The 24,922-nt window shown below is 72.3% G+C and carries 2 protein-coding genes; both read right to left on the minus strand.

All coding sequences use genetic code 11. The features are described 5' to 3' along the window. Positions 1-7: 7 nt before the first annotated feature. Positions 8-17,569 (minus strand): amino acid adenylation domain-containing protein, encoded by a 17,562-nt coding sequence (locus ACH4DX_RS07405; protein WP_398154370.1) that lies wholly within the window; start codon positions 17,567-17,569, stop codon positions 8-10. Further along, a complete protein-coding gene (locus ACH4DX_RS07410; RefSeq protein ID WP_398154371.1) occupies positions 17,569-24,186 on the minus strand; it encodes an amino acid adenylation domain-containing protein in 6,618 nt (2,205 codons plus the stop codon). The genes ACH4DX_RS07405 and ACH4DX_RS07410 overlap by 1 nt, the downstream gene beginning before the upstream one ends. Between the last annotated feature and the right edge of the window lie 736 nt (positions 24,187-24,922).

A 24,922-nucleotide genomic window follows, 5' to 3' on the forward strand; every position in this document is an offset into this window, starting at 1 on the left:
GGGGCTCCTAGGCCTTGAGGTAACGGTTGATGACGTCGCAGATCTCAGCCGTGTGCTTCGGCCCCGTCATGCCGAAGTGGGTGGCTTCGATGTCGTACGACCGAACACTGCCCTGCACGTAGGGATCCCACATCTCCGCCGACGGTTCCGAGTTGACGGTCGCGTTGAAGAACGCCACCTCGCCCCGGTAGACGGGCTGGGTGTACTCCCTGACGAGACGGACGTGTTCGACCATCAGCGAGGACCCGTTGTGGATCAGGGCCTGCCGCTCGGCCTCGTCCCCGCCGCCCGGCAGATAGCCGCTGAGGAACTCGCGTGCCTCCGTCGGGTCGAGGACCACGTCCTTCTCCGCGAACACCGCCGCGGGGACGGCGTCCAGGATGGCGACCAGCGGTACTTCGTGGCCGCGCGCCTGGAGTTCGGCGGCGACGGCCTGGGAGAGCGTGCCGCCCATGGAGTGGCCGACGAAGTGGAACGGCCCTTCCTGCTGTACGCCGAGGATCTGCTCCACGTAGTCCTTGACCATCTCGTCGAAGGTCGCGGGCACCGACGTGCCGTCCCAGCCGCGCGCCTGGATGGCGTGCACGGGCCGGTCGCCGAGCTGGACCGCCATGCCGAGGTAGGACCAGGACAGGCCGATGCCGGGGTGGATGAACCAGACAGGGGCCTTGCTGCCGCCGGTCTTCAGGGGCAGCACCACACCGAACGGGTCGGTGTGGCCACCGGTGTCGCCGCCGGTGAGGTGCTCGGCCAGTCCGGCGACGGTCGGGGCCTGGAAGACGATCCGCATCGGCACGTCGAGCATCAGGACCGTACGGATACGACTCACCAGACGCGTCGCCCGCAGTGAATGTCCACCCAGGTCGAAGAAATTGTCGTCGATACCGACCCTCTCCACCCCGAGCACATCCGCGAACAACCCCGCAAGAACCTCTTCCTGCGGCGAACGCGGCGCCCGATAAACCGCCGACCCCGTCAACTCCGGCGCCGGGAGCGCCCGCTGGTCCAGCTTGCCGTTGGGCGACAGCGGCAGCCGCTCAAGGACCACGAACGCAGCCGGCACCATGAACTCCGGCAGCCTCCCCGCCACAAACTCCCGCAGGCCACTCGTGGTCACCTCCCCGGCATCCGGCGCCGGGACCACATAGGCGACGAGCTGCTTGCTGCCCGCGCTGGACCGCGCGACGACCGCCGCCTGGGCCACCTCCGGGTGCGCGGCCACCGCCGCCTCCACCTCGCCCGGCTCGATACGGAACCCGCGGATCTTCACCTGCGAGTCCGCACGCCCCACATACTCCAGCTCACCACGCGCATCCCAGCGGGCCAGGTCACCCGTGCGGTACATCCGCGCACCCGCCGGGCCGAACGGGTCGGCGACGAAGCGTTCGGCGGTCAGCGCCGGACGGTTGTGATAGCCGCGGCCCACACCCGCACCGGCCATGTACAGCTCACCGTCCGCACCCGGAGCCGCCGGGGTCAGACCCGGGCCCAGGATGTAGGCCCGCAGGTTCCCCAGCGGACGACCGATCGGCACACCCGAGGTGTATACGCGTTCGGCGTCCAGACCGTGAGCCGTCACATAGAACGTCTCACTGGGCCCATAGCCGTTGACGATGCGTGCCTCGGGCCAGTTCGCCCTGATCCGCTCCACCAAAGACGGCGTCAAGGCCTCACCGGCGAACACGAGCGACTTCGGCTGCACCCGGTCACCGAGCTGATCGACGAGTTCCGCGAAGGCGGAAGGCACCGAGCTGATCACGTCCACCTCCCAGCTGTCCCGCTCGGCCAGGGCGAGCACATCGCGCACGATCTCGACGCTGCCGCCCGTGGTGAGCGTGGAGAACAGCTCGAACGCGGCGACGTCGAAACCGATCGAGGTACTGGTCAGCATCCGCCAGCCCGGCTCCACGCCTACGTGCTCGACCAGGCCGTCCAGGGCGTTGACCAGGTTGGCGTGGGTGATGCTCACGCCCTTGGGCAGGCCCGTGGAACCCGAGGTGTACACCTGGTAGAGCAGGTCGTCGGCCAGCAGCTTGCGGGTGCGCTCGGTCGCGCCGAGGTTGCCCGCAGGCTGTGCGGAGACGTCCGCGCCGAGGTCGTCGAGCAGCAGTCGCTCGGCGGCCGTCCGCCGGGGCAGGACCGCGGCCGCGGTGCCGTCCGTGATGATCAGGCGGGGTTCGGCGGTGGCCAGGATGTGCTCCAGGCGCGTGCCGGGGTAGCCCGGGTCGATCGGCACGTAGGCGGCGCCGGTCTTGAGGACCGCCAGGATCGCCACCACCAGCTGCGGGGTGCGCGGCAGGACCACGGCCGCCAGGGTGTCGGCGCCCACGCCCCGCGTGCGCAGGTGGCGGGCGAGCCGGTTGGCGCGCTCGTTCACCTCCGCGTAGGTCAGCCGCTCGTCGTCGCAGACCACCGCGGTGGCCTCCGGGGTGCGCGCGGCCTGCTCCTCGAACAGGCCGATCACGGTCTCGCCGTGCACCTCGGTCGCCGTGTCGTTGAAGCGGTTCAGGACCAGGTCGCGCTCGTCCTCGTCCAGGACGTCGAGAGCGGCGAGCGGCGTGTTCGGGTCGTCGGCGAGCTGCTGGAGCACGCGTCCGAGCCGGGCACCGATCCGCTCGATCTCGGCGGCCGTGAACATGTTGTCCTGGTACTGGAGGCCCAGGCGCAGGTTCGGGTCGGCGGTGCCCGCCAGCATCAGCGGGTAGTGCGTGCCGCTGAGCATGCGGATGCCGGTGACGGTGACGCCCGCCGACGTGTGGGCCTCGGTGAGTCCCTCGCGGTCGACCGGGAAGGACTCCAGGATCACCATCGAGTCGTACAGGTTGCCCAGGCCGACGGCCTCGTGGATCTCGCTGAGGCTGTGGTGGTGGTGGTCCATCAGCACGGTCTGGTGCTCCTGGAGGCGCACGAGGACCTGCGCCAGGGTCTCCTTCGCCGAGTAGCGCACGCGCACCGGGAGGCTGTTGATGAACAGACCCACCATGTCGTCGGCGCCCGGCAGCTGCGGCGGCCGGCCCGCGACGGTGGTGCCGAACACCACGTCCTCACGCCCGGTGAGGTTGCCGAGCAGCACGCCCCACACGCCCTGGATGAGGGTGTTGAGGGTGATGCCCAGCTCACCGGCCCTGCGGGTGAGCGCCCGTGAGGTCTCCGCGGCCAGCGGGAGCTCCAGCTGGCCGAGTCCGCCGCCCTGTTCGGTGGCGGCGACGGAGGCCAGCATGGTCGGCTCGGTGACGCCCGCCAGCTCCTCGCCCCAGACCCGCACCGCCTCGTCGTGGTCCTGCTCCGCGAGCCAGGCCAGGAAGTCACGGTAGGAACGCACCCGCGGCAGGCCGGACGCGTCGCCCTCGGCCTCGTACAGCAGGATCAGGTCGCGCATGAGGTGCGCGAGCGACCAGCCGTCGTACAGGGCGTGGTTGACGGTCAGGACCAGCTCGGAGTGGTCGGGGTCCATCTGGACCAGGGTCATGCGCAGCATCGGCGGGTTCGCCGGGTCGAAGTGCGCGCGGTGGTCGGCCGCGAGGAGCTTCTCCAGCTCCTCACTGCGCCGCTCCTCGTCGAGGTCGCGCAGGTCGACGGTCTGCCAGGGCAGTTCGACGTGGTCCAGGACGAGCTGGACCTGCTCGCCTGCGGCGTTGGTCACGAACGCGGTCGCCATGTTCGGGTAGCGGCCGAGCAGTGCCTGGCCCGCGACGCGCATGCGCTCGGGGACCACGGTGCCCGACAGGTGCAGGACGAGCTGGATCTGGTAGGCGTCGAAGGACGACTCCGCCATCACGCTGTGGAAGAGGATGCCGGATTGGGCCGGGGTGAGCGGCCACACGTCGTTCAGACCGGGGTAGCTCTCCTCCCACGCCTCCAGGTCGCGCTGGCCCACCCGGACCAGCGGGACGTCCGAAGGCGTCAGACCGCCCGCGCCGGGCGCGGCGGCGTGCCGGGCCAGGCCCTGGAGGGCGGTGCCCCACAGGTCGGCGAGCTCCTGGGCCTCCTCCTCGGTGAGCAGACCGGCCGGGTAGCCGATCTCGGCGCTGAGCTGCGGGCCCTGCTCACCGTCGAGGACATAGGAGTTGATCTCGATCGGGGCGATCGCCGGCATGTCCGCGTCCAGCTCGGGGGACAGCCCCTCCGCGTCCGCGGCGATCGTCCAGCCCGTCCCGTCCGTGTGCTGCGGCTTGGTGTCCGCGCCGAAGCGGCCCAGGTAGTTGAAGGAGATCTGCCCGATGGCGTGGGTCGCGAGGACCTTCGCGGTCTCGGGGTTGAGGTAGCGCAGCATGCCGTAGCCGATGCCCTTGTCGGGGATCGCGTTCAGCTGCTCCTTGACCGCCTTGACCACACCGCCCGCGGACCGGCCGCCGGTGAACGCCTCCTCCAGGTCGAAGCCGCCCACGTCGAGGCGGACGGGGAACATGCTGGTGAACCAGCCCACCGTGCGGGACAGGTCCGCGCCGGGTGCCGCCGTCTCCTCACGGCCGTGGCCCTCGAGGCGGAGCAGCGTCGAGGACGCCTCGTGCTCGGGCACGCCGCGGGCCCTGCGCCACTTGGCGACGGCCACGGCGAGCCCGGTGAGCAGGCCGTCGTTGACGCCGCCGTGGAACGCGGCGGGCAGCGTGGTCAGGAGCGTCTCGGTGGCCGCCACCGGCAGCTGCACCCGCAGGGTCCGCACCGTGGAGCGCAGATCGAGCGCGGCGTCGAAGGGACGCGAGCCGATGACCGGGTCGGGGCCCTCGACCACCGTGCGCCACAGCTCCAGCTCCGCCACCCGCTCGGGGCGTGCCGCCTCCTCGGTGAGGGCGTGCGCCCACTGCCGCGCGGAGGTGGCCACCGGTGCCAGGGCCGGGGTGCGGCCCGCGCGGACCTGCTCCCAGGCCTCGGCCAGGTCGGGCAGCAGGATCCGCCAGGACACGCCGTCCACGACCAGGTGGTGCAGGACCACCAGCAGGCGTCCGGCCTGCTCGGGGCCCGCGTCGCACCACACGAACCTGGCCATCCGACCGGCCCTCGGGTCCAGTTCGCCCGCGGCCGTGTCGAGCTCGGCGCGGGCCTGCTCGCGCCAGCGGTCCTGGTCCCAGGTGCCGTCGCAGGAGATGCGGCGGATGAGCGCGGCCACGTCGACCGTGCCCGGCTCGCCGACCTCCAGACTCGGCTCGGGGGCCATCAGGCCCGGCTCGGCGCCCGTGATCAGACGCGCGCGCAGCATGTCGTGGTGGTCGACGACCGCGGTCAGCGTCGCCGTCAGCTCCCGCGCCTCGATGCCGACGGGCAGTTCGAGGACCATCGACATGGTGAACCGGTCGTAGCCGCCGCCCAGTTCGGTGATGTAGCGGGCCACGGGCAGGAGCGGCATGGTGCCGACGCCGCCGCCCTCCAGCTCCTCGAGGACGACCGTGTTCCCGCTGCTGGCGCGGGCGGACTCGGCGAGGTCGGCGACCGTGCGGTGCTCGAAGATCTGCCGCGGGGTGACCTCGATGCCCTGTGCCTTGGCGCGCGAGACCACCTGGATGGAGCGGATGGAGTCACCGCCGACGGCGAAGAAGTCGTCGTCGACACCGACCTGCTCCACGCCGAGGACCTCGGCGAACACCGCGGCCAGGATCTGCTCCTCCGCGGTGCGCGGCGCCCGGTACTCGCCGCCGCTCACCTCCGGCTCGGGCAGCGCGGCCTTGTCCAGCTTGCCGTTCGGCGTCAGCGGCAGCTCGTCGATCAGGACGAACACCGAGGGCACCATGAACTCCGGCAGGCGGCCGGTGGCGAACTTGCGCAGCCCGTCCACGGAGACACCCGTGGTGAGGTCGAAGTCGTCGTCGGCTCCCGCGTCCCGGTTGCCCGTGGGCACCACGTAGCCGACCAGCTGGGTGCTGCCTCTGACCTTGCGGGTCAGGACGACGGCCTGGGCGACGCCGTGGTGCTCGGCGAGGGCCTTCTCGATCTCGCCGGGCTCGATGCGGAAACCGCGGACCTTGACCTGGTCGTCGCTGCGGCCCAGGTACTCGAGCTGCCCGTCGTTGCCGCGGCGCACCACGTCACCGGTGCGGTACATGCGCGTACCCGCCGGGCCGTAGGGGTCGGCCATGAACGTGCCGGACGTCTGGGCGGACCGGCCGACGTAGCCGCGGGCCAGGCTCGGCCCCGCCACGTACAGCTCACCCGGTGTGCCCGGCGGGACCGGGGCCAGGCGCTCGTCGAGGATGTAGAGCCGGGCGTCGGTGATGGCCGTGCCGATGGGGGCGCGCTCGGCCGTCAGCGGGGTGCTCGCGGTGGCGCACACCGTGGTCTCGGTGGGGCCGTAGGCGTTGATGAGCTTGCGGCCCGGCGACCACTCCGCCGCCAGGGCCGGCGGGCACGCCTCACCGGCGACGGTGAGGACCCGCAGGTCGGTCAGGCGCTGCGCGGAGCCCGCGGGCATGGTGCCCACCACGCTCGGCGGCACCGTCACATGGGTGACGCCGCGGGTGGCCAGGGTGTCGGCGAGGTCCTCGCCCGCGACCTTCTGCTGCGTGGGCACGATGATCGCGGCGCCCGTGGTGAGCGCCATCACCAGCTCCCAGAACGCGGCGTCGAAGCTCGGCGAGGCCTGCTGGAGCACGCGTGCGGTGCTGTCCAGGTCGAAGTGCGCCGTGTGCGTGGCGCTCAGCGCGGCCAGACCGGTGTGGGTGACGCTCACGCCCTTGGGGCGGCCCGTCGAACCGGAGGTGTAGATGACGTACGCCGGGTTGTCCGCGCGCAGGCCGGTGACGGGGTCGGTGTGCGGCAGGCCCTGGAGGTCCTGTGCGAACGCCGGGTCGTCGATGGCGACCAGGCGCGTCGGCAGGCCCGCGGGCAGGTCCCCGGCCGCCGACGCGGTCGTGAAGACCACCTCGGGGCGCGAGTCCTCGACCATGTAGGTGATGCGGTCGGCGGGGTAGTCGAGGGCGATGGGCAGATAGGCCGCGCCGGCCTTGAGGATGCCGAGGGCCACCGCGACCTGTTCGGCCGAGCGCGGCATCGACACGCCCACCGGCTGCTCCGGGCCGATGCCCCGGGCGATCAGCCAGTGCGCGACGCGGTTCGCCCGCGCGTCGAGCTCCTCGTACGACCAGGCCTGGTCGACCGACTCCACCGCGAGCGCGCCCGGTGCCTGGCGTACCCGGGCCGCGAACAGCGCGGGGAACGTGGCGACGTCGACGGTGGGCTCCGACTGCTGTGCCTCGGCGAGGAGCAGTTCGCGCCGCTCCTGCGCGGTCAGCAGGTCGGCGGTGCTGATGCGCTGGGTGGGGTAGGTGACCGCCGTGGTGAGGAGCTGCTCCCAGCGCGCGATGAGCGTCTCGATCGTGGAGGCGTCGAACAGCTCCGTGGAGTACTCCGCGACCACCGAGATGCCGGCGGGCGACGTGCGGTCGGTGAACGTCTCGCTGAGGCTGAGCATCAGGTCGTAGCGGGCCGTGCCCGTGCCCACGCCCTCACCGCGCACCCGCAGGCCGGGCAGCTCGAACTCGGCCTCCTCGTTGTTCTGGAGCACGAGGGCGATCTGGAACAGCGGGTGCACCGACGCCGACCGCTTCGGGTTCAGCTTCTCCACCAGCGTCTCGAACGGGATGTCCTGGTGGGTGTACGCGGCCAGGCTGGCCTTGCGCACCTGTCCGAGGAGCTCCGCGAACGTCGGGTCGCCCGAGGTGTCCGTGCGCATCACCAGGGTGTTCACGAACAGGCCGATCAGGTCCTGGAGGCTGTCGTCGGTACGTCCCGCGATACCGCTGCCGATCGCCACGTCGGTGCCCGCGCCCATCCGGGTCAGGAGCGCCGCCATCGTCGCCTGGAGCACCATGAACGGCGTCGCCCCCGAGGCGCGGGCCATCTCCGCGACGCCCTCGTGCAGCGCGGCGGGCAGCGTGAACTGGAGCAGGTCGCCGTCGTAGTTCAGCACCGCCGGACGCGGCCGGTCGCTGGGGATGGTGCACTGCTCGGGCAGCCCCGCCAGGTGCTTGGCCCAGTACGCGTACTGCTTGCCGAACAGGCTGTCCGGGTCGTTGTCGTCGCCGAGGAGCTCGTGCTGCCACAGGGTGTAGTCCGCGTACTGCACGGGCAGCGGCTCCCAGGCGGGGGCCGCGCCCCCGGCGCGGGCGGTGTAGGCGGTGGCCAGGTCCTGCGCGAGGGGCGCGGCGGACCAGCCGTCCGCCGCGATGTGGTGGACGACCATGGCCAGGACGAACTCGCCGGGTTCCGTGCCGAACAGCCACGCCTTGAGCGGCATCTCCGCGGCCAGGTCGAAGGTGTGGCGGGCCGTGGCCCTGATCGCCGCTTCCAGGCCGTCCCCGCTCGCCACCGGCTCCACGGCCAGGTGGATGCGGACCTCCTCGGGGTCGAGGATGTTCTGGTACGGCTTGCCGTCGACCTCGGGGTAGGCGGTGCGCAGCGACTCGTGGCGCGTGATCACGTCGTTGAGCGAGGCTTCCAGGGCGGCCACGTCCAGGTCACCGCTGAGGCGCAGGACGAACGGCATGTTGTACGTCGCGGACGGGCCCTCGAACTTGTGCAGGAACCACAGCCGCTGCTGGGCGTGCGACAGCGGCAGCCGCTCGGGGCGTGCCTCGGCGCGGACCAGGGGTATGCGGGTGAGGGCGCTGCCGTCCAGGTGCGGCACGATGCCGGCGACCGTCGGGTGCGAGAACAGGGTCCGCAGTTCGACCTCGGCGCCGAGGGCGGAGCGGATGCGGCTGATGAGCTTGGTGGCGAGCAGCGAGTGTCCGCCGAGGGTGAAGAAGTCGTCGTCGATGCCGACCCGCTCCAGGTCGAGGACCTCGGCGAACAGCTCGCACAGCAGCTCTTCCTGCGCGGTGCGCGGCGCCCGCCCCGCGGCCTGTCCCGCGAAGTCCGGCGCGGGCAGGGCCCGCCGGTCCAGCTTGCCGTTCGCCGCGAGGGGCAGGGACGCGATCGCCACGACCGCGGCCGGCACCAGGTGTGCGGGCAGCCGCTCCTGGAGGTAGCCGCGCAGCGAGCCGACGAGGCCGCCGATCCGTGCGGCCGCCGCGGGGGCGTTCGCGAGGAGCCGGTCACTGCGGCCCGAGGGCAGGTACGTGCCCGTGAACTGCCGTGCGCCGAGGGGGCCGTCGGTGAGCACCAGCGCGTCGAAGCACTCGGCGGCCGACGCCGACCACGTCATGAGGACGCTCCAGCCGCGCGCGGCGGCCCAGTCGTGCACGTCCTGCGGGTCGAGGGCGGGGCCGCCCGCCGCGGGGGCCTCCAGGACCCCGGCGCCCACGGCGAGTTCCAGCTCACCGGTCAGGCGGGCGTTGGGGATGCCCGTGACACGGACCGGACCACCCTGGGCGGCGCACGGCTGCACCAGGTCGGCCAGGGCGTGGGCGTCGCGGCCCCAGGCCAGCTGCGGCACCTCGGCGAGGTCGCTCTGGTCGGCGGCCTGCTTGTGCAGGACGACTTCGTAGCGGTGCCGGGTCAGCTCGTTGTGCGCCGCGCCCAGCTTGAGGCGGATGTCCGCGCCTGCCGCGCCGTGCCGCTCGGCCCACTGCGTGAACCACTCGGGGTCGAGGACCAGTTCGGGCTCGGTGAGGACGGCCCTGGCGATGGCCGCGCCGGCCTCCGTCGGGGTGGACGCGGGGTGCTGGGTGTACTGCACGCCCGTGCTGAACAGCGGCAGCGTCGCCGCGTTGCGGACGTCGCCGACCACGATCCGGCCGCCGTCGGAGAGCAGCTCGAAGGCCTGCGCGAGCACCTGGTCGAGGTATTCGGCGTGCGGGAAGTACTGGATCACCGAGTTGAGGACGATGACGTCGAAGTGGCCCTTGGGCAGGCCGGTGACGTCTTCGGCCTGCGCGTGCCGCAGCGTCACCTTGTCGGCGAACCCGGCCTGCTCGGCCTCGCGGGTCAGCCGCTCGATGACGGCGGAGGAGAGGTCGCTGGCCCAGTAGTGCTCGACGTGCGGCAGGGCGTGCGCCATCAGCAGACCCGAGCCGACACCGAGTTCGAGGACCTGGCGCGGCTTCCAGCGGATGATCTGCTCGACCGCCGCGTCCCGCCAGTGCCGCATCTCGTCCAGCTCGATGGGCAGTCCGTCGTAGCTGGAGTTCCAGCCGAAGAAGTTCTCGCCCCACTCGACGCTCTCGCCCGAGTAGACCTGGTCGTAGATCTTCTCCCACTCGTCGACCTGCTGCTCGGCCTGCTCGGTGTCCTCCAGACCGTCCAGGTCGGGAACGACGTAGGCCACGAGCTGCTTGTCACCTGAGCCCACGCCGCTCTGGGCGACGACCACGGACTGGGCGACGCCCGGGTGCGTGGCGAGGGCCCGCTCGACCTCGGCGGGCTCGACCCGGACACCGCGGATCTTGACCTGGTCGTCGTCGCGGCCCGCGTACTCGATCTGCCCGTCGGCGTTCCAGCGCGCCAGGTCGCCGGTGCGGTACATCCGGGACCCCGCGGGGCCGTGCGGGTCGGCCACGAAGCGCTCGGCGGTCAGCGCGGCGTTGCCCAGGTAGCCGCGGGCGATGTTGCCCCCGACGTACAGCTCCCCCACGACGCCCGGCGGTACGGGTGCGAGGCCCGGGCCGAGGATGTAGGTGCGCATGTTCCCGAGCGGCACACCGATCGGGGTGTTGTCCGTGGTGCCGGTGGCCTGCCACTCCTGGCCCGCCCGCACGGCGAAGGTGGTGGCGTAGAAGGACTCGGTCTGGCCGTAGGCGTTGACGATGCGGACCTCGGGCAGCGCCGTGCGGATGCGGTGCACGAGCGTCGCGGGCAGCGCCTCACCGGCGAAGACGACCGTCTCCAGGCCGGAGATGGCGGCCATGCGGTCGCCGAGCTCGGCGAAGACGGAGGGCACCGTGCTGATGACGGACGCCGACACCGACTCGCGCTCGGCGAGCACGAGGGCGTCCCTGACGACCTCGACGGTGCCGCCGTGCGCCAGCGTGGTGACGGTCTCGAAGACCGACACGTCGAAGTTGATGGACGTTCCTGCGAACATCCGCGTGTCGGCGTCGATGCCCACCCGGTCGGCGAGCCGCGTCACGCCGTTGACGACGTTCGCGTGGCTGATCACCACGCCCTTCGGGGTGCCGGTGGAGCCGGAGGTGTACATCACGTACGCGGCGTGCTCCGGGCGCAGCTCCGCCACCGGCAGGTTGCCGCCGTCGGCGCTCTCCAGGTCCACGTCGCCGAGGAACAGCGTCGGGACGTCCGTCCCGGGCAGTACGCCCACGGTGTCGGCGTCGGTGAGGACGAGCTGCGGCGCGGCGCTCGCCAGGATGTGGTCGAGGCGCGTGCTCGGGTACTTCGGGTCGATCGGCAGGTAGGCGCCGCCCGCCTTGAGAATGCCGAGCATGCCGGTGACGAGGTCGGCGGAGCGCGGCAGCGCGAGGCCCACCACGGTCTCCGGGCCGACCCCGCGTCCCGCCAGGTCGCGGGCGAGGCGGTTCGCGCGGGCGTCGAGCTGCGCGTACGTGTACGAGACCTGGCCGAAGGTCACCGCGACCTTGTCCGGGGTCGCCGCCGCCTGCCGCTCGAACAGACCGGGGACGGTCAGGTCGGGCGTGGCCGCCGCGGTGTCGTTGACCCCGGCGGTGAGCTGGTGGCGCTCCTCGGGCGCGAGCAGGTCGAGGGACCCGGCGCGCACCTCGGTGTCCATGGCGAGCTGCGCGAGGACGTGGCCGAAGCGGGTGGCGATCTCCTGCGCCCGCTCGCGGTCGAGCAGGTGGTGCTGGTGCTGGAGGCTGACCTTCAGGTGCGGCTCGGCGAAGGCCATCACCACCAGCGGGTAGTGGGTGCTGCTCATCGGGCTGATGCCGGTCACCGCGATACCGGCGGCCGAGTACGCCTCGCTGAGGGCGGCGCTGTCGATCGGGTACGACTCGAAGACCACCATGGTGTCGAAGAGCGTGCGCAGACCGGTGGCCTGGTGCAGGTCCAGGAGGCCGTGGTGGTGGTGGTCGAGGAGCGCGCTCTGGCGTTCCTGGAGCTCGCCGAGCACCTCGCCGAGGGACTGGCCCGCGGCGCACTTCACCCGTACCGGCAGGGTGTTGATGAACATGCCGACCATCTCGTCCACGCCCGCGACCTGCGGGGGGCGGCCGGAGACGGTGGCGCCGAAGACCACGTCCTGGCGGCCCGTGAGGCCCCCGAGGAGGAGCGCCCAGGCGCCCTGGACCAGGGTGTTGAGGGTCAGGCCGAGTTCGCCCGCGCGCCGGGAGAGGGCACGGGACTGCTCGGAGGTGAGCGGCACGTCGACCTGGCCGACGCCGCTGGGCTCGGCCTCCGTGCCCTCGGTGCCCGCGGGCACCAGGAGCGTGGGCTCGTCGACGCCGTCGAGCTCCCGCGCCCAGGCGTCCACCGCGGCCTGCCGGTCCTGGCGGGAGAGCCAGGTCAGGAAGTCGCGGTAGGTGCGGGCACGGCCGAGGCCCGAGGCGTCACCGGCGGAGCCGTACAGGCGCAGCAGGTCCTGGATGAGCAGCGGCACCGACCAGCCGTCGAAGAGGACGTGGTGGGCGGTGAAGACCAGGTCCCACTTGTCCTCGCCCAGGTTGATCAGCGTCAGGCGCACCAGGGGCGCGTCGGCCAGGTCGAAGTGGGTGTGGTGCTCGGTGTCCAGGAGCTGCGCGAGCTGCTCCTGCCGGGCGCTGTCGGCCAGGGCGCTCAAGTCGTGCTCGTGCCAGGGCAGTTCGACGGCGCTCTGGACGATCTGCACCCGGTCGCCGGCGTCGTCGGTGACGAACGCGGCCCGCAGGTTCGGGTAGCGGTCGAGCAGTGCCTGTCCGGCCGCGCGCATCCGGGGCGGCTCGACGGCACCGGTGAGGTGGAAGACGAACTGCATCTGGTAGGCGTCGAAGGTGGCGCCCGCCAGCTCGGCGTGGAAGAGCAGGCCGTTCTGCATCGAGGTGAGCGGCCAGACGTCGGCGAGGCCGTCGTACGTCTGCTCCCAGCCGTCGAGCTGGTTCTGGGTGACCTGCACGAGCGGTACGTCGGACGGCGTGAGGCCGCCCGCGTCCGGCTGCGCGGCGTGCTTGGCGAGGCCTTCGAGGGCGGTGCGCCACAGCGCGGCGAGCTCCTCCACCTCGGCCCGGGTGAACAGGCCCGAGGGGAAGTCGAGGCGGGTGGCGAGGCGGGGGCCCTGCTCGCTGTCGGTGACGTAGGCGCTGACGTTCAGCGCGGCGAGGGCCGGCATGGAGCCGTCGGGGTCCGCGAGGAGTTCGGTGGTGCCCTCGGTCTGGTTGAAGCCGAGGCCGCGGAGGTTCTCCGGCATGTTGGCCGAACCGGCGTAGCGGCCGAGGTAGTTGAAGGACACCTGGCCGGTGGCGTACCGCTTCAGGATCTCGCTGGTCTGCGGGTTGAGGTAGCGCAGGAGGCCGTAGCCGATGCCCTTGTCGGGGACGGCGAGGAGTTGCTCCTTGACGGCCTTCACCGCCGCGCCGGCCGCGGCGCCGCCGTCGAGTGCGTCGTCGATGTCGATGCCCGCGACGCCGAGGCGTACGGGGAACATGCTGGTGAACCAGCCGACGGTGCGGGACAGGTCGGCGCCGGGCGCGGCGGCTTCCTCACGGCCGTGGCCTTCGAGGCGCAGCAGCAGCGAGGACGCCTCGCTCTCGGCGATGCCGCGCTGCTTGCGCCACTTGGCGACGGCGAGCGCGAGCGCGGCGAGGAGCCCGTCGTTGACGCCGCCGCGGTAGGCGGCGGGCAGGCTGGTGAGGAGCGCCTCGGTGGCCGTCTCTGGCAGGTCCATGTGGACGTACTCGACGGTGGCGATGGTGTCGACGGCCGGGTTGAGGGGCCGGCTGCCGAGTACGGGGTCGGGCCCGGCGACGATGGAGCGCCACAGCGCGAGTTCCGCGGCGCGGTCGGCGGACTTGGCCTGCTCCACCAGCGCGTGGGACCAGCGCCGTGCGGAGGTGCCGACGGGCTCCAGGTCGGGGGTGCGGCCGTCGCGGATCTGCTTCCAGGCCTCGGTGAGGTCGGGCAGCAGGATGCGCCAGGACACGCCGTCGACGGCGAAGTGGTGCAGGGAGATGACGAGGCGGCCCGCGTTCTCGGTGCCCGCGTCGAACCACACGAACTGCGCCATGACGCCGGCTTCGGCGTCCAGGCGGTCGGTGGCGGCGTCCAGTTCGGCGGCGGCCCGCTCGCGCCAGCCCGTGTCCCAGGCTTCGGTCCAGGTCACGCGGTGGATCAGGGAGGCGACGTCGACGGTGCCCGGCGCGGTCACCTCGAGGCCGGTCTCCTGTCCTGTGACCAGGCGGGAGCGCAGCATGTCGTGGTGGTCGAAGACCGCCGAGAGCGTCGCGGTGAGCCCGGCCTCGTCGATGCCGACGGGCAGGTCGACGGTCATCGACATGGTGAACCGGTTCAGGCCGGTGCCGATGTCCATCAGGTAGTGGCCGACGGGCAGCAGTGGCATGAACCCGGCGCCGCCGCCCTCCAGCTCCTCCAGGACCACGCGGGCCTGGCCTGCGCTGACGGCGGTCTCCGCCAGGTCGGCGACGGTGCGGTGCTCGAAGATCTGGCGCGGGGTCACCTCGACGCCCTGTGCGCGGGCGCGGGAGACGACCTGGATGGAGCGGATGGAGTCACCGCCGACGGCGAAGAAGTCGTCGTCGATACCGACCCGGTCCAGACCCAGGACCTCCGCGTACACCCCGGCCAGGACCTCCTCGGCCGGGGTGCGCGGGGCACGGTAGGCGGTGCCGGTGAACTCCGGCTCGGGCAGCGCCCTGCGGTCCAGCTTGCCGTTGGGCGCGAGCGGCAGCCGGTCCAGCATCACGAACAGCGACGGCACCATGAACTCGGGCAGCCTGCCGGACACGAACTTCCGCAGCTCACGGGACGAGACGGTGGCGGTCAGGTCGACTTCGAGGTCGCCGAGGCTCTCGACGGTGCCGAGGCCCGCGTCGCCCGCGCCCTGCGGCACGACGTAGCCGACGAGCTGGGTGGACCCGCGCCCCTGGTGGGTGACCACGACGGCCTGCGCCACACCCGGGTGCGCGGTCAGCGCCGCCTCCACCTCACCGGGCTCGATGCGGAAGCCGCGCACCTTGACCTGCGCGTCGTCACGGCCCACATACTCCAGGACACCGTCCGACGTCCACCGCGCCAGGTCACCGGTACGGTACATCCGCGATCCGACCGGACCGTAAGGGTCGGCCACGAAACGCTCGGCGGTCAGCCGGGACCGGCCGAAGTAGCCGCGCGCCACATTGCCCGCCACATACAGCTCACCCACGACACCGACGGGCACGGGCTTCAGGCCCGCACCGAGGACGTAGGTGCGCATGTTGCCCAGCGGGGAACCGATCGGCGCACTGGCCGTACCGGTCCACGTCTCGTCGGCGGTGAAGGTGGTGGCGTAGAACGACTCGGTCTGACCGTAGGCGTTCACCACGCGCACGCCGGGGATGACGGCGCGTACGCGCTCCACGAGCGACGCGGGCAGGGCCTCGCCCGCGAAGACGACCGCCTCGGCCTCGATCTTGCCGCCGACCTGGTCGAGGAGTTCGGCGAACACCGACGGCACGGTGCTGATGACGCCACCGCTCCAGCCGCCGCGCTCCCCAATCACCAGGACGTCGCGGACGACCTCGAGGGTGCCGCCGACGGTGAGGCAGGTGATGGTCTCGAAGACGGAGACGTCGAAGTTGACCGAGGTGCCCGCGAGCATCCGGGTCCCGGCACTGATGCCCACCGAGTCGGCGAGGCGGAGGACGCCGTTGACCACGTCGCGGTGGGTGATGGTCACGCCCTTGGGCAGACCCGTGGAACCCGAGGTGTACATCACGTACGCGGCGTTCGCGGGCCGCACCGCGGCGAGCGACACGTCCGGGCCGGGAGCGTCGAAGTCGACGTCCTCGACGTACAGGTGCGGCACGTCCGACGCGGGCAGCACGCCCGCGGTGTCGGCACTGGTCAGCACGAGCTGGGGGCGCGCGTCGGACAGGATGTAGTCGAGGCGGGTGCTCGGGTACTTGGGGTCGATCGGCAGATAGGCCGCGCCGGTCCTGAGGATGCCCAGCATGCCGACGATCAGGTCGGCGGAGCGCGGCAGCGCCAGGCCCACGATCGTCTCGGGGCCCGCGCCGCGGCCGACGAGCTCCCGCGCGAGGCGCTCGGCCCGCGCGTCGAGCTCGGCGTACGTCAGCTCCAGGTCGTCGAAGAGCACGGCGGTCGCGTCCGGCGTCGCGGCGACCTGCCTCTGGAGAAGACCGGCGACGGTCAGCTCGGGCGTCGCCGCCGCGGTGTCGTTGAAGCCGCGCAGGACGAGTTCGCGCTCGTCCGCCTCCAGGACGTCCGTCAGCGCGACGGGGCGGTCCGGCTGCTCGGCGAGCTGCTCGATGAGGCGCACGAAGCGGGCCATGACGGCCTCGATCGTGGACCGGTCGAACAGGTCGGTGGCGTACTCGAGGAAGATCAGCAGACCCGGTTCGTCGGGGTCGTTGAAGAAGTTGAACTCCAGGTCGAACTTGGCCGTGGGCGTCGCCATCGGGCCGAAGTGCGCCTTGACGCCCGGCAGGTCGAACTCGATCCAGCCGCGGGTCTCCCAGGTGAACATCACCTGGAACAGCGGGTGGTAGGCGGTGGAGCGCTCCGGGTTGAGGATCTCCACCAGGCGCTCGAAGGGCGCGTCCTGGTTGTCGTACGCCGTCAGGGCCTTGTGCTGCACCTGGGCGAGGAGCTGCTCGAAGGACGGTGTCCCCGCCAGGTCGGCGCGCAGGACCCAGGTGTTGACGAAGAAGCCGACCAGCTCGGCGAGGTCGTCGTCGGTGCGGCCCGCGATGGTGGAGCCGATCGCGATGTCCTCACCGGCGCCGAGCTGCTGGAGCAGCACCGCGAGCGCGGCCTGGAACACCATCGGCGTGGTGACCTCGGCGCGCTTGGCCAGGTTCTCGACCTTGGTGAGCAGGGCGTCGTCGAGGGTGAGGCCGAAGCCGTCGCCGTTGCGGCTCGCGGCCGGGGGGCGCGGGCGGTCGGTGGACAGGCGCATCGGCTGCGGCACGCCGGTCAGCTCGTCGCGCCAGTAGTCGAGCTGCGCGGACAGGACGCTGTCGGGGTCGTCCTCGTCGCCGAGCAGCTCGCGCTGCCACATGGTGTAGTCGACGTACTGGACCGGGAGTTCCTCCCAGTCCGGGGCGTCGCCGCGGACGCGGGCGGTGTAGGCGGTGGCCAGGTCGCGGGAGAGCGGCTCGATGGACTCGCCGTCGCTGGCTATGTGGTGGATCAGGAGCAGCAGCTGGTGCTCCTGCTCGCTGACGCGGAACAGGGTGCCGCGGACCGGGATCTCCTCGGACAGCGTGATCGCGTAGTTGGCGGCCTTCTTGATCGCCTCGTCCAGCTGGTCCTCGCCCACCTCGAACAGCGGGATGTCCAGGCGGACGTCCTCGTCGGGGAGCACGTGCTGGGCGGGGACGCCGTCGGCGTTCTCCACGATGAGGGTGCGCAGGCTCTCGTGCCGCGTGATCACGTCGCGGACCGCCCGGACGAGCGCCTCGACGTCCAGTTCACCCGTGAGCCGGATGAGGAAGGGGACGTTGTACGTCGCGGACGGACCCTCGAACTTGTCGATGAACCACAGTCGCTGCTGTGCGAAGGACAACGGGATCATTACTTGGCACTCCTGTTCATCTTGCGCAGGGCAGGGCGGCTTGCAGCCGATGCGTTCTTCACCGTGCGCGCCAGATCGGCGATGTCGTTGGCCTTGAAGACCGCTCGGATGGGCACGCTGGCCCCAAAGGTCTTGCTGATCCTGCTGGTGAGGCGGGTGGCGAGCAGGGAGTCACCGCCCAGTTCGAAGAAGTCGTCGCTCATGCCGACCCGCTCGACCTTCAGTAGCTGCGCGATCAGCTCGCACAGCTGCTTCTCCTGGGTGGTGGTGGGTGCCACATAGGCGCGGCCCGTGGACTCGGGCTCGGGCAGCCTGGCCTTGTCGACCTTGCCGTTGGCCGTCAGGGGCAGCTCGTCGAGGGGCATGAACACCGCGGGGACCATGTACTCGGGCAGGGTCTGCGACGCGAAGGTGCGCAGCTCCTCGACCGACAGGGCCCCGGCACCGGTGTCGCCGCCGTCGGCCTTGACCGGTACGACGTACGCCACCAGCTGCATGCCCTGGCCCGGGGCGCTCTCGTGCGGGAGGACCACGGCCTGCGACACCCCGGAGTGCTTCTCCAGGACGGCCTCGGTCTCGCCGGGCTCGATGCGGAAGCCGCGGATCTTGACCTGGGTGTCGGCGCGGCCCTGGAAGGCCAGCTCGCCGTCCTCGGTCCAGGCGACGACGTCGCCGGTGCGGTACATCCGCTCGCCGGGCTCGCCGAACGGGCTGGCCACGAAGCGCTCGGAGGTCAGCGGGAACCGTCCGAGGTAGCCGCGGGCGAGGCCGGCGCCGGTCAGGTACAGCTCACCGGCGACGCCCGGTCCGACCGGGTTCATGCGGTCGTCGAGGACGTGGGCGCCCATGTTGTCCATGGCCCGGCCGATCGGGATCGGCTCGGTCACGTCCTCGGCGCGGGTCATCGGGCGGCAGGTGGCGTACGAGGTGGTCTCCGTCGGCCCGTACACGTCGTAGACGGTGATGCCAGGGCAGGCGCGCAGGACCCGGCGTACGGCGGTCGGGGAGACCACCTCGCCCCCGGTCCAGACCTCCTTCAGGCCCGCGAAGGCGTCCGGCTGCTCCTCGGCTATGACCCGGAACAGGGCGGAGGTCACGAAGAGCCCGGTGAGCTGCTGCTCCTGGACGAGCTTGGCGAGGGCGGGGGCGTCCAGGTGTCCCTGCGGTGCCACCACGACGGTGCCGCCGCTGAGCAGCGGTACCCACATCTCGTAGGTGGAGGCGTCGAAGGCCAGCGGGGCCTGCTGGAGTACCCGGGTGTGCGCCCCGCCCCGGAAGCGGCGGTCCACGACGAACGCGGCGACACCGCGGTGGCTGACGCCGACGCCCTTGGGCAGGCCGGTCGAGCCGGAGGTGTAGAAGGCGCAGGCGAGCTGCCCGGGGTGGCCCGCGGTGTCCGGCACCGGCCCGGTGGCGGCCTCGGCGAGGGTGGCGAGGGTCGCGCTGTCGTCGAGGACGAGCAGCGGCCAGTCGCCTTCCGGCAGTTGCGGGGCGATCCGCTCGTCGGTGACGAGGACGGCCGGCGCGGCGTCGCCGAGCATGAACCGCAGGCGCTCGGCGGGGTAGTCGGGGTCGATCGGCAGGTAGGCGCCGCCCGCCTTGAGGATCGCGGTGACGGTCACGATGTACTCGGCGGAGCGCTTGAGCGCCACTCCGACCATGGCGTCCTGCGCCACGCCGCGCTCGCGCAGCACGTGGGCGAGGCGGTTGGAGCGCTCATCGAGTTGACGGTACGTCAGTTCCGTGCCGTCGAAGACGATGGCGACGGCGTCGGGGGTCTGGGCCACCTGCCGCGCGAACAGCTCCCCGAGGGTGTGCTCGGGAACCTCCGGGACCTCGTCCGCCGCGAGGCCCGCGAGTGCCTGCTGCCCTGCGGGCTCGGCGGCCATGTCGCTGAGGCGCATCCCCGGGTCGGCGGCGACCTGCTGGAGCACGCGGCCGTACAGGTCCGCCATCTCCTGCGCCTGCTCGCGGCTGAAGAGGTGGTGCTGGTACTGGAGGCTCAGGCGCAGGTAGGCGCCGTCGGGGTAGACGAACACGGCGACCGGGAAGTGGCTCGCGGTGAAGGACCTGATGCCGGTGACGGTGATGCCGGCCGCCGCGCTCGCCTCGCCGATGCCCTCGCGGTCCAGGGGGAACGACTCGAAGCCGATGAGGCTGTCGAACAGGGCCGGGAGTCCGGCGGCGCGCTGGATCTCGGCGAGACCGTGGTGGTGGTGCTCGAACAGCGTCGCCTGCCGCTCCTGAAGGCCCGTCAGCATCTGGGCGACGCTGTCACCGGGCGCGTAGGGCACGCGCACCGGGAGGGTGTTGAGGAACATGCCGACGATGGAGTCGCCGCCGGGCAGCGTGGCGGGACGTCCGGCGACCGTGGCGGCGAGCACCACGTCCTGCCGGTCGCTCAGACGGCTGAGCACGACGCCCCAGGCGCCCTGCACCAGGGTGTTCAGGGTGACGCCCACCTCGGCGGCGCGGCGCGGCAGCTCGCGGGCGTCGTCGGCGGGCAGCGGGACGTCGACCTGTCCGATGCCCGCGCTGTCGGCGTCCGGGTCGGCGTCGGGCGCGACCAGGGTCGGCTCCTTGAGGCCCGTGAGCTCCCGCGCCCACACGTCCGCCGACTCCTGGGGGTCCTGCTGGGCCAGCCAGGCCAGGTACTCGCGGTAGCTGCGGGCCCGCGGCAGGGCCGAGGCGTCGCCCTCGGTGGCGTACAGGCGCAGCAGGTCGCGGGTGAGCAGGGGCAGGGACCAGCCGTCGAAGTGGGTGTGGTGGGAGGTGAGGACCAGCTCGTGGCGGTCGGCGGCCAGGGTGAGCAGCGACATGCGCAGCATCGGCGGCGTGACCGGGTCGAAGTGCACCTTGAGGTCGCCGGCGAGGAACTGCTCGTACGCCGAGTCCCGCATGGCCTCGCCGAGGCTGCTGAGGTCGAGGTACTGCCAGGGCACCTCGACGCCGTCGACGACGAGCTGGATGAGTTCGCCGTCGGGGCCGGGGACGTAGGCGGTGCGCAGCACGGGGTGCCGGTCGAGGACGGCCTGGGCTGCGGTGCGCAGCCGGGCGTGGTCCACGGGGCCCGAGAGCTTCAGCACGTACTGGACCTGGTAGGCGTCGAACTCGGCGCCGGTCTCGCGCGACATCATCGAGTGCACGAGGAGACCGAGTTGCAGCGGCGAGACCGGCCAGATGTCGGAGAGGCCCGGGTAGCGCTGCTGCCACTCGTCGATGTCGGCCTGGGCCACCGTCACCAGCGGCACGTCGGAGGGCGTCAGGCCGCCCGCGCCGGGCTGCTCGGCGTGCCGGGCGAGGCCGCGCAGGGCCTGCACCCACAGGTCGGCGAGCTCCTGCACGTCCGCGGCCGGGAGGATGCCCTCGGGGGCGGTGAACAGGGCGCCGAGGCGGGGGCCTTCGGGGGTGTCGGTGACGTGGGCGTTGATGTCCAGCTCGGCGTGCGCGGGCATCCGCGGGTCGTGTCCGGCGTCCAGCTCGGCCAGCTCGGCGACGCCCGCGTCCTGGGTGAAGCCGAGGCCGCGCAGGTCCGCGGGCATGTCGGCGCCTGCTGAGAACCGGCCCAGGTAGTTGAAGGAGATCTGCCCGCTGCCGTGCCGCTCCAGGACGGCGGCGGTCTCGGGGTTGAGGTGGCGCAGCAGGCCGTAGCCGATGCCCTTGTCGGGCAGGGCGAGGAGCTGCTCCTTGACGGTCTTGACGACCGTGCCCGCTGCCGCGCCGCCGGCGAAGGCGTCCTCCAGGTCGGTTCCCGTGACGTCCAGGCGGACGGGGAAGACGCTGGTGAACCAGCCGACCGTGCGGGACAGGTCGGCTCCGGGGGCGGCTGCTTCCTCGCGGCCGTGGCCCTCCAGGCGGATGAGCGAGGACGCCTCGTCGACGCCGCGCGCGGCCCGCCACTTGGTGACGGCGAGGGCGAGGGCGGCCAGGAGCCCGTCGTTGACACCGCCGTGGAAGGCGGCGGGCAGCGTGGTCAGGAGCGTCTCGGTGACGTCCGCCGGGAGCTGCACCCGGGTCTCGGACAGGGTGGCGACCACGTCCACGGCCGGGTCCAGGCGGCGCGCGCCGAGCACCGGGTCCGGGCCCTCGACGACCGCGCGCCACAGATCCAGCTCCGCGGTGCGCTCGGGACGGCCCGCCTCCTCGACCAGGGCGTGCGCCCAGCGGCGTACGGAGGTGCCGACGGGGGCGAGTTCGGGGCTGCGGCCTTCGCGGACCTGGCGCCAGGCGGTGGCGAGGTCCGGCATCAGGATGCGCCAGGACACGCCGTCGACGACGAGGTGGTGCAGGGCGACGAGCAGGCGCCCGGCCCGCTCGGGGCCCGCGTCGAACCACACGAACTGCGCGACCGCGCCCGCCGCCGGGTCGAGGCGTCCGGCCGCGGCGTCGAGTTCGGCGAGCAGCAGCGTGCGCCAGGCCTCGCCCTGTTCGTTATGTGCGCCTTGTGCGTCCCAGAAGGCGTCACAGGTGACGTGGCGTATGAGGCCGGCGGCGTCCACGGAGTCCGGGGCGCCGACGACGAGTCCGCCGCCGTCGGCCTCGGTGAGGCGGGCGCGCAGCAGGTCGTGCCGCTCGACCACGGCGCCGAGGGTGGCGGCGAGCTGAGCCTGCTCGATGCCTTCGGGCAGCTCCAGGACCATGGCCTGGAGGAAGCGGTCGAAGCCGGGGCCGCGCTCCATCAGGAAGCGGGTGACGGGCAGGTGCGGCAGGAAGCCGACGCCGCCGCCGTCGAGTTCGTCGAGCACCACGACGTCCTGGCCCTGCGAGTCGGCGACCGCCTCGGCGAGCGCCGCCACCGTGCGGTACTGGAAGACCTGCCGGGAGCTGACCTCGACACCGCGGGCGCGGGCCCGCGAGACGACCTGGAGCGACTGGATGCTGTCGCCGCCGAGGGCCAGGAAGTCGTCGTCGACGCCGACCCGGCCGGCCGAGAGCACCTCCGCGAAGGCCTCGGCGAGGACCTCCTCGACGTGGGTGCCGGGCGCACGGTAGGCCGCGCCGCGGAACTCGGGCTCCGGCAGCGCCTTCTTGTCGACCTTGCCGTTCGGCGTCAGCGGCACCTCGTCGATCACCATCACCACACCGGGCACCATGAACTCCGGGAGCCGCGCCGCCGCGAACGCCCGCAGTTCGGCCGCGCCGAACCCGGCGGCCAGCGCCAGGTGCCCGGTGCCGCTGCCGCGCTCGGCCTCGTGGGACTCCTCGTCGGGCACCGCGACGACGTACCCGACCAGCTGCTTGCCGCGGCCGTCGGCCTCGTGGGCGACGACGACGGCCTGCCGCACCCGCGGGTGCGCGGCGAGGGCGGCCTCCACCTCACCGGTCTCGATGCGCAGCCCGCGCACCTTCACCTGGTCGTCACTGCGCCCCAGGTACTCCAGCTCGCCGGCGGCGCCCACCCGCACCACGTCACCGGTCCGGTACATCCGGCCGCCCGCGGCGTCGAAGGGGTCGGCCACGAAGCGGGTGCTGCTCAGCGCGTAGCGGCCCAGGTAGCCGCGGGCCAGGCTCGGGCCCGACACGTACAGCTCACCGGCCTCGCCCTCGGCCACGGGGGCGAGACGGTCGTCGAGGACGTGCACGCGCGTGTCCGTGATCCGCGTGCCGATGGGGGCACCGCCCTCGGACAGGGGCTTGCTGAACGTGGCGCAGACGGTGGTCTCGGTGGGGCCGTAGGCGTTGACGAACCGGCGGCCCCTGCCCCACTCGGCGACCAGGGCGGGCGGGCAGGCCTCACCGGCGACCACGACGAGCCGCAGCTCCGTGAGCGCCGCCGAACTGCCCGCCGGGAGGGTGGTGAGCACGCTCGGCGGCAGTGTGGCGTGCGTCACGGAACGCTCGGCCAGGGTCTGCGCGAGGTCGTCACCGACCAGGCGCTCCTGCGCGGGCAGCACCAGGGCCGCGCCCGTGGTCAGCGCCATCACCAGCTCCCACACCGCCGCGTCGAAACTCGGCGAGGCGAATTGCAGCACCCGTGAGCCGGGCTCCACGCCCAGGCCCTCGAGCATGGCGGTGCGCAGCGCGGCGAACCCGCTGTGGGTGACCGTCACGCCCTTGGGGCGTCCCGTCGAACCCGAGGTGTAGATGACGTACGCGGCGTCCGCAGCTCGCAGCGGAGCCACGCGGTCGGCGTCGGCGGGGTTCGTGGCAGCGGCGGCCGCCCAGGCGGTCACCGTCTCCGGCGCGTCGACCGCCACGACGTCCGCGCCCAGGCCCGACGGCAGCACTCCCGCCGCGTCCTGGGTGGTCAGGACCACCGCGGGCGCCGCGTCCCCGACCATGTACGCGATCCGGTCCTTGGGGTAGTGCAGATCGACCGGCAGGTACGCCGCGCCCGCCTTCAGCACCCCGAGCACCACCGCGACCTGTTCGGCCGAGCGCGGCATCGCCACCGCCACCAACCGCTCAGGACCCACGCCGCGGCCGATCAGCCAGTGCGCGACACGGTTCGCACGCTCATTCAACTCCCCATAGGACCACGCGTGGACAGCCGACTCCACGCCCAGCGACCCCGGCCCCTCGGCCACCCGCGCCTCGAACAGCGCGGAGAAGGTGGTCAGGGGTCGCGGCGTCCCGGCTGATGACTCAACAGCGGAAGAGACTTGACGGTCGGTCACGAAAGCTCCAGAAGCTCAAAACGGTGTGCGGGAGTCGAGTGGCGTCGGCGCGGCGAGGAACGCGGGGCCGATGAGGCAAAGAACCCCGCACGGGTGTCCCTGCCGCTGCCGGAGGCGCGGGGCTGACCGGTGGCGGCATCCACCGCGTCTGTCACCGGGGCCTGCGGCGCGTCGTTGCGCAGCGTGAACTCAAGTCGTGCGGCGGCAACCAGTTGTTCGACAGCGGGCAGGGGGCTTCCCCGCGCGCTCCGGGTCGTCGGCGCCGGGGAGCACCGGCACCGCTGTCGACGTCACGGCTCGCTGCCGCGCGCCCGGTTCTCGAATTCCCCCCGGCCGACGATGGCGGCTCCGCGCCATTGAGCTCCCCCTTCAATGAACTGTGCTCAAAAGAACCCAGCGCGATCACCCCCACAGTGGTGATCCACGGCCCAGCAACCCGATCACCGGATGATCGCTCTGGCTCTTCTCACTCGAGGACACGGCGACGCGAGTGCGTGCCCTGGGGCCGATGCCCCCGCATCCCCGTCGCGTGTTCCTCACGCCTCTGCCGAACGGGCGATCACTGGGCGCCCGTCCCGTTGGATTTCGGTTCGTCCCGGCCGCTCACCCCGTTCCTCGAGCGACCCTCGAACACCAGCAAAGACTCCGTCCTGCGGGCCGTGGAGTCAAGCGCGTTCAGAACCCGGCCGAACTGCTGACGAAATCTTAAACCGCACCATGGTTACGGGACTTGGAC

Origin of the sequence: Streptomyces sp. NPDC017940, assembly GCF_044328435.1 — a bacterium.
In the GTDB taxonomy this organism is placed as follows: domain Bacteria; phylum Actinomycetota; class Actinomycetes; order Streptomycetales; family Streptomycetaceae; genus Streptomyces.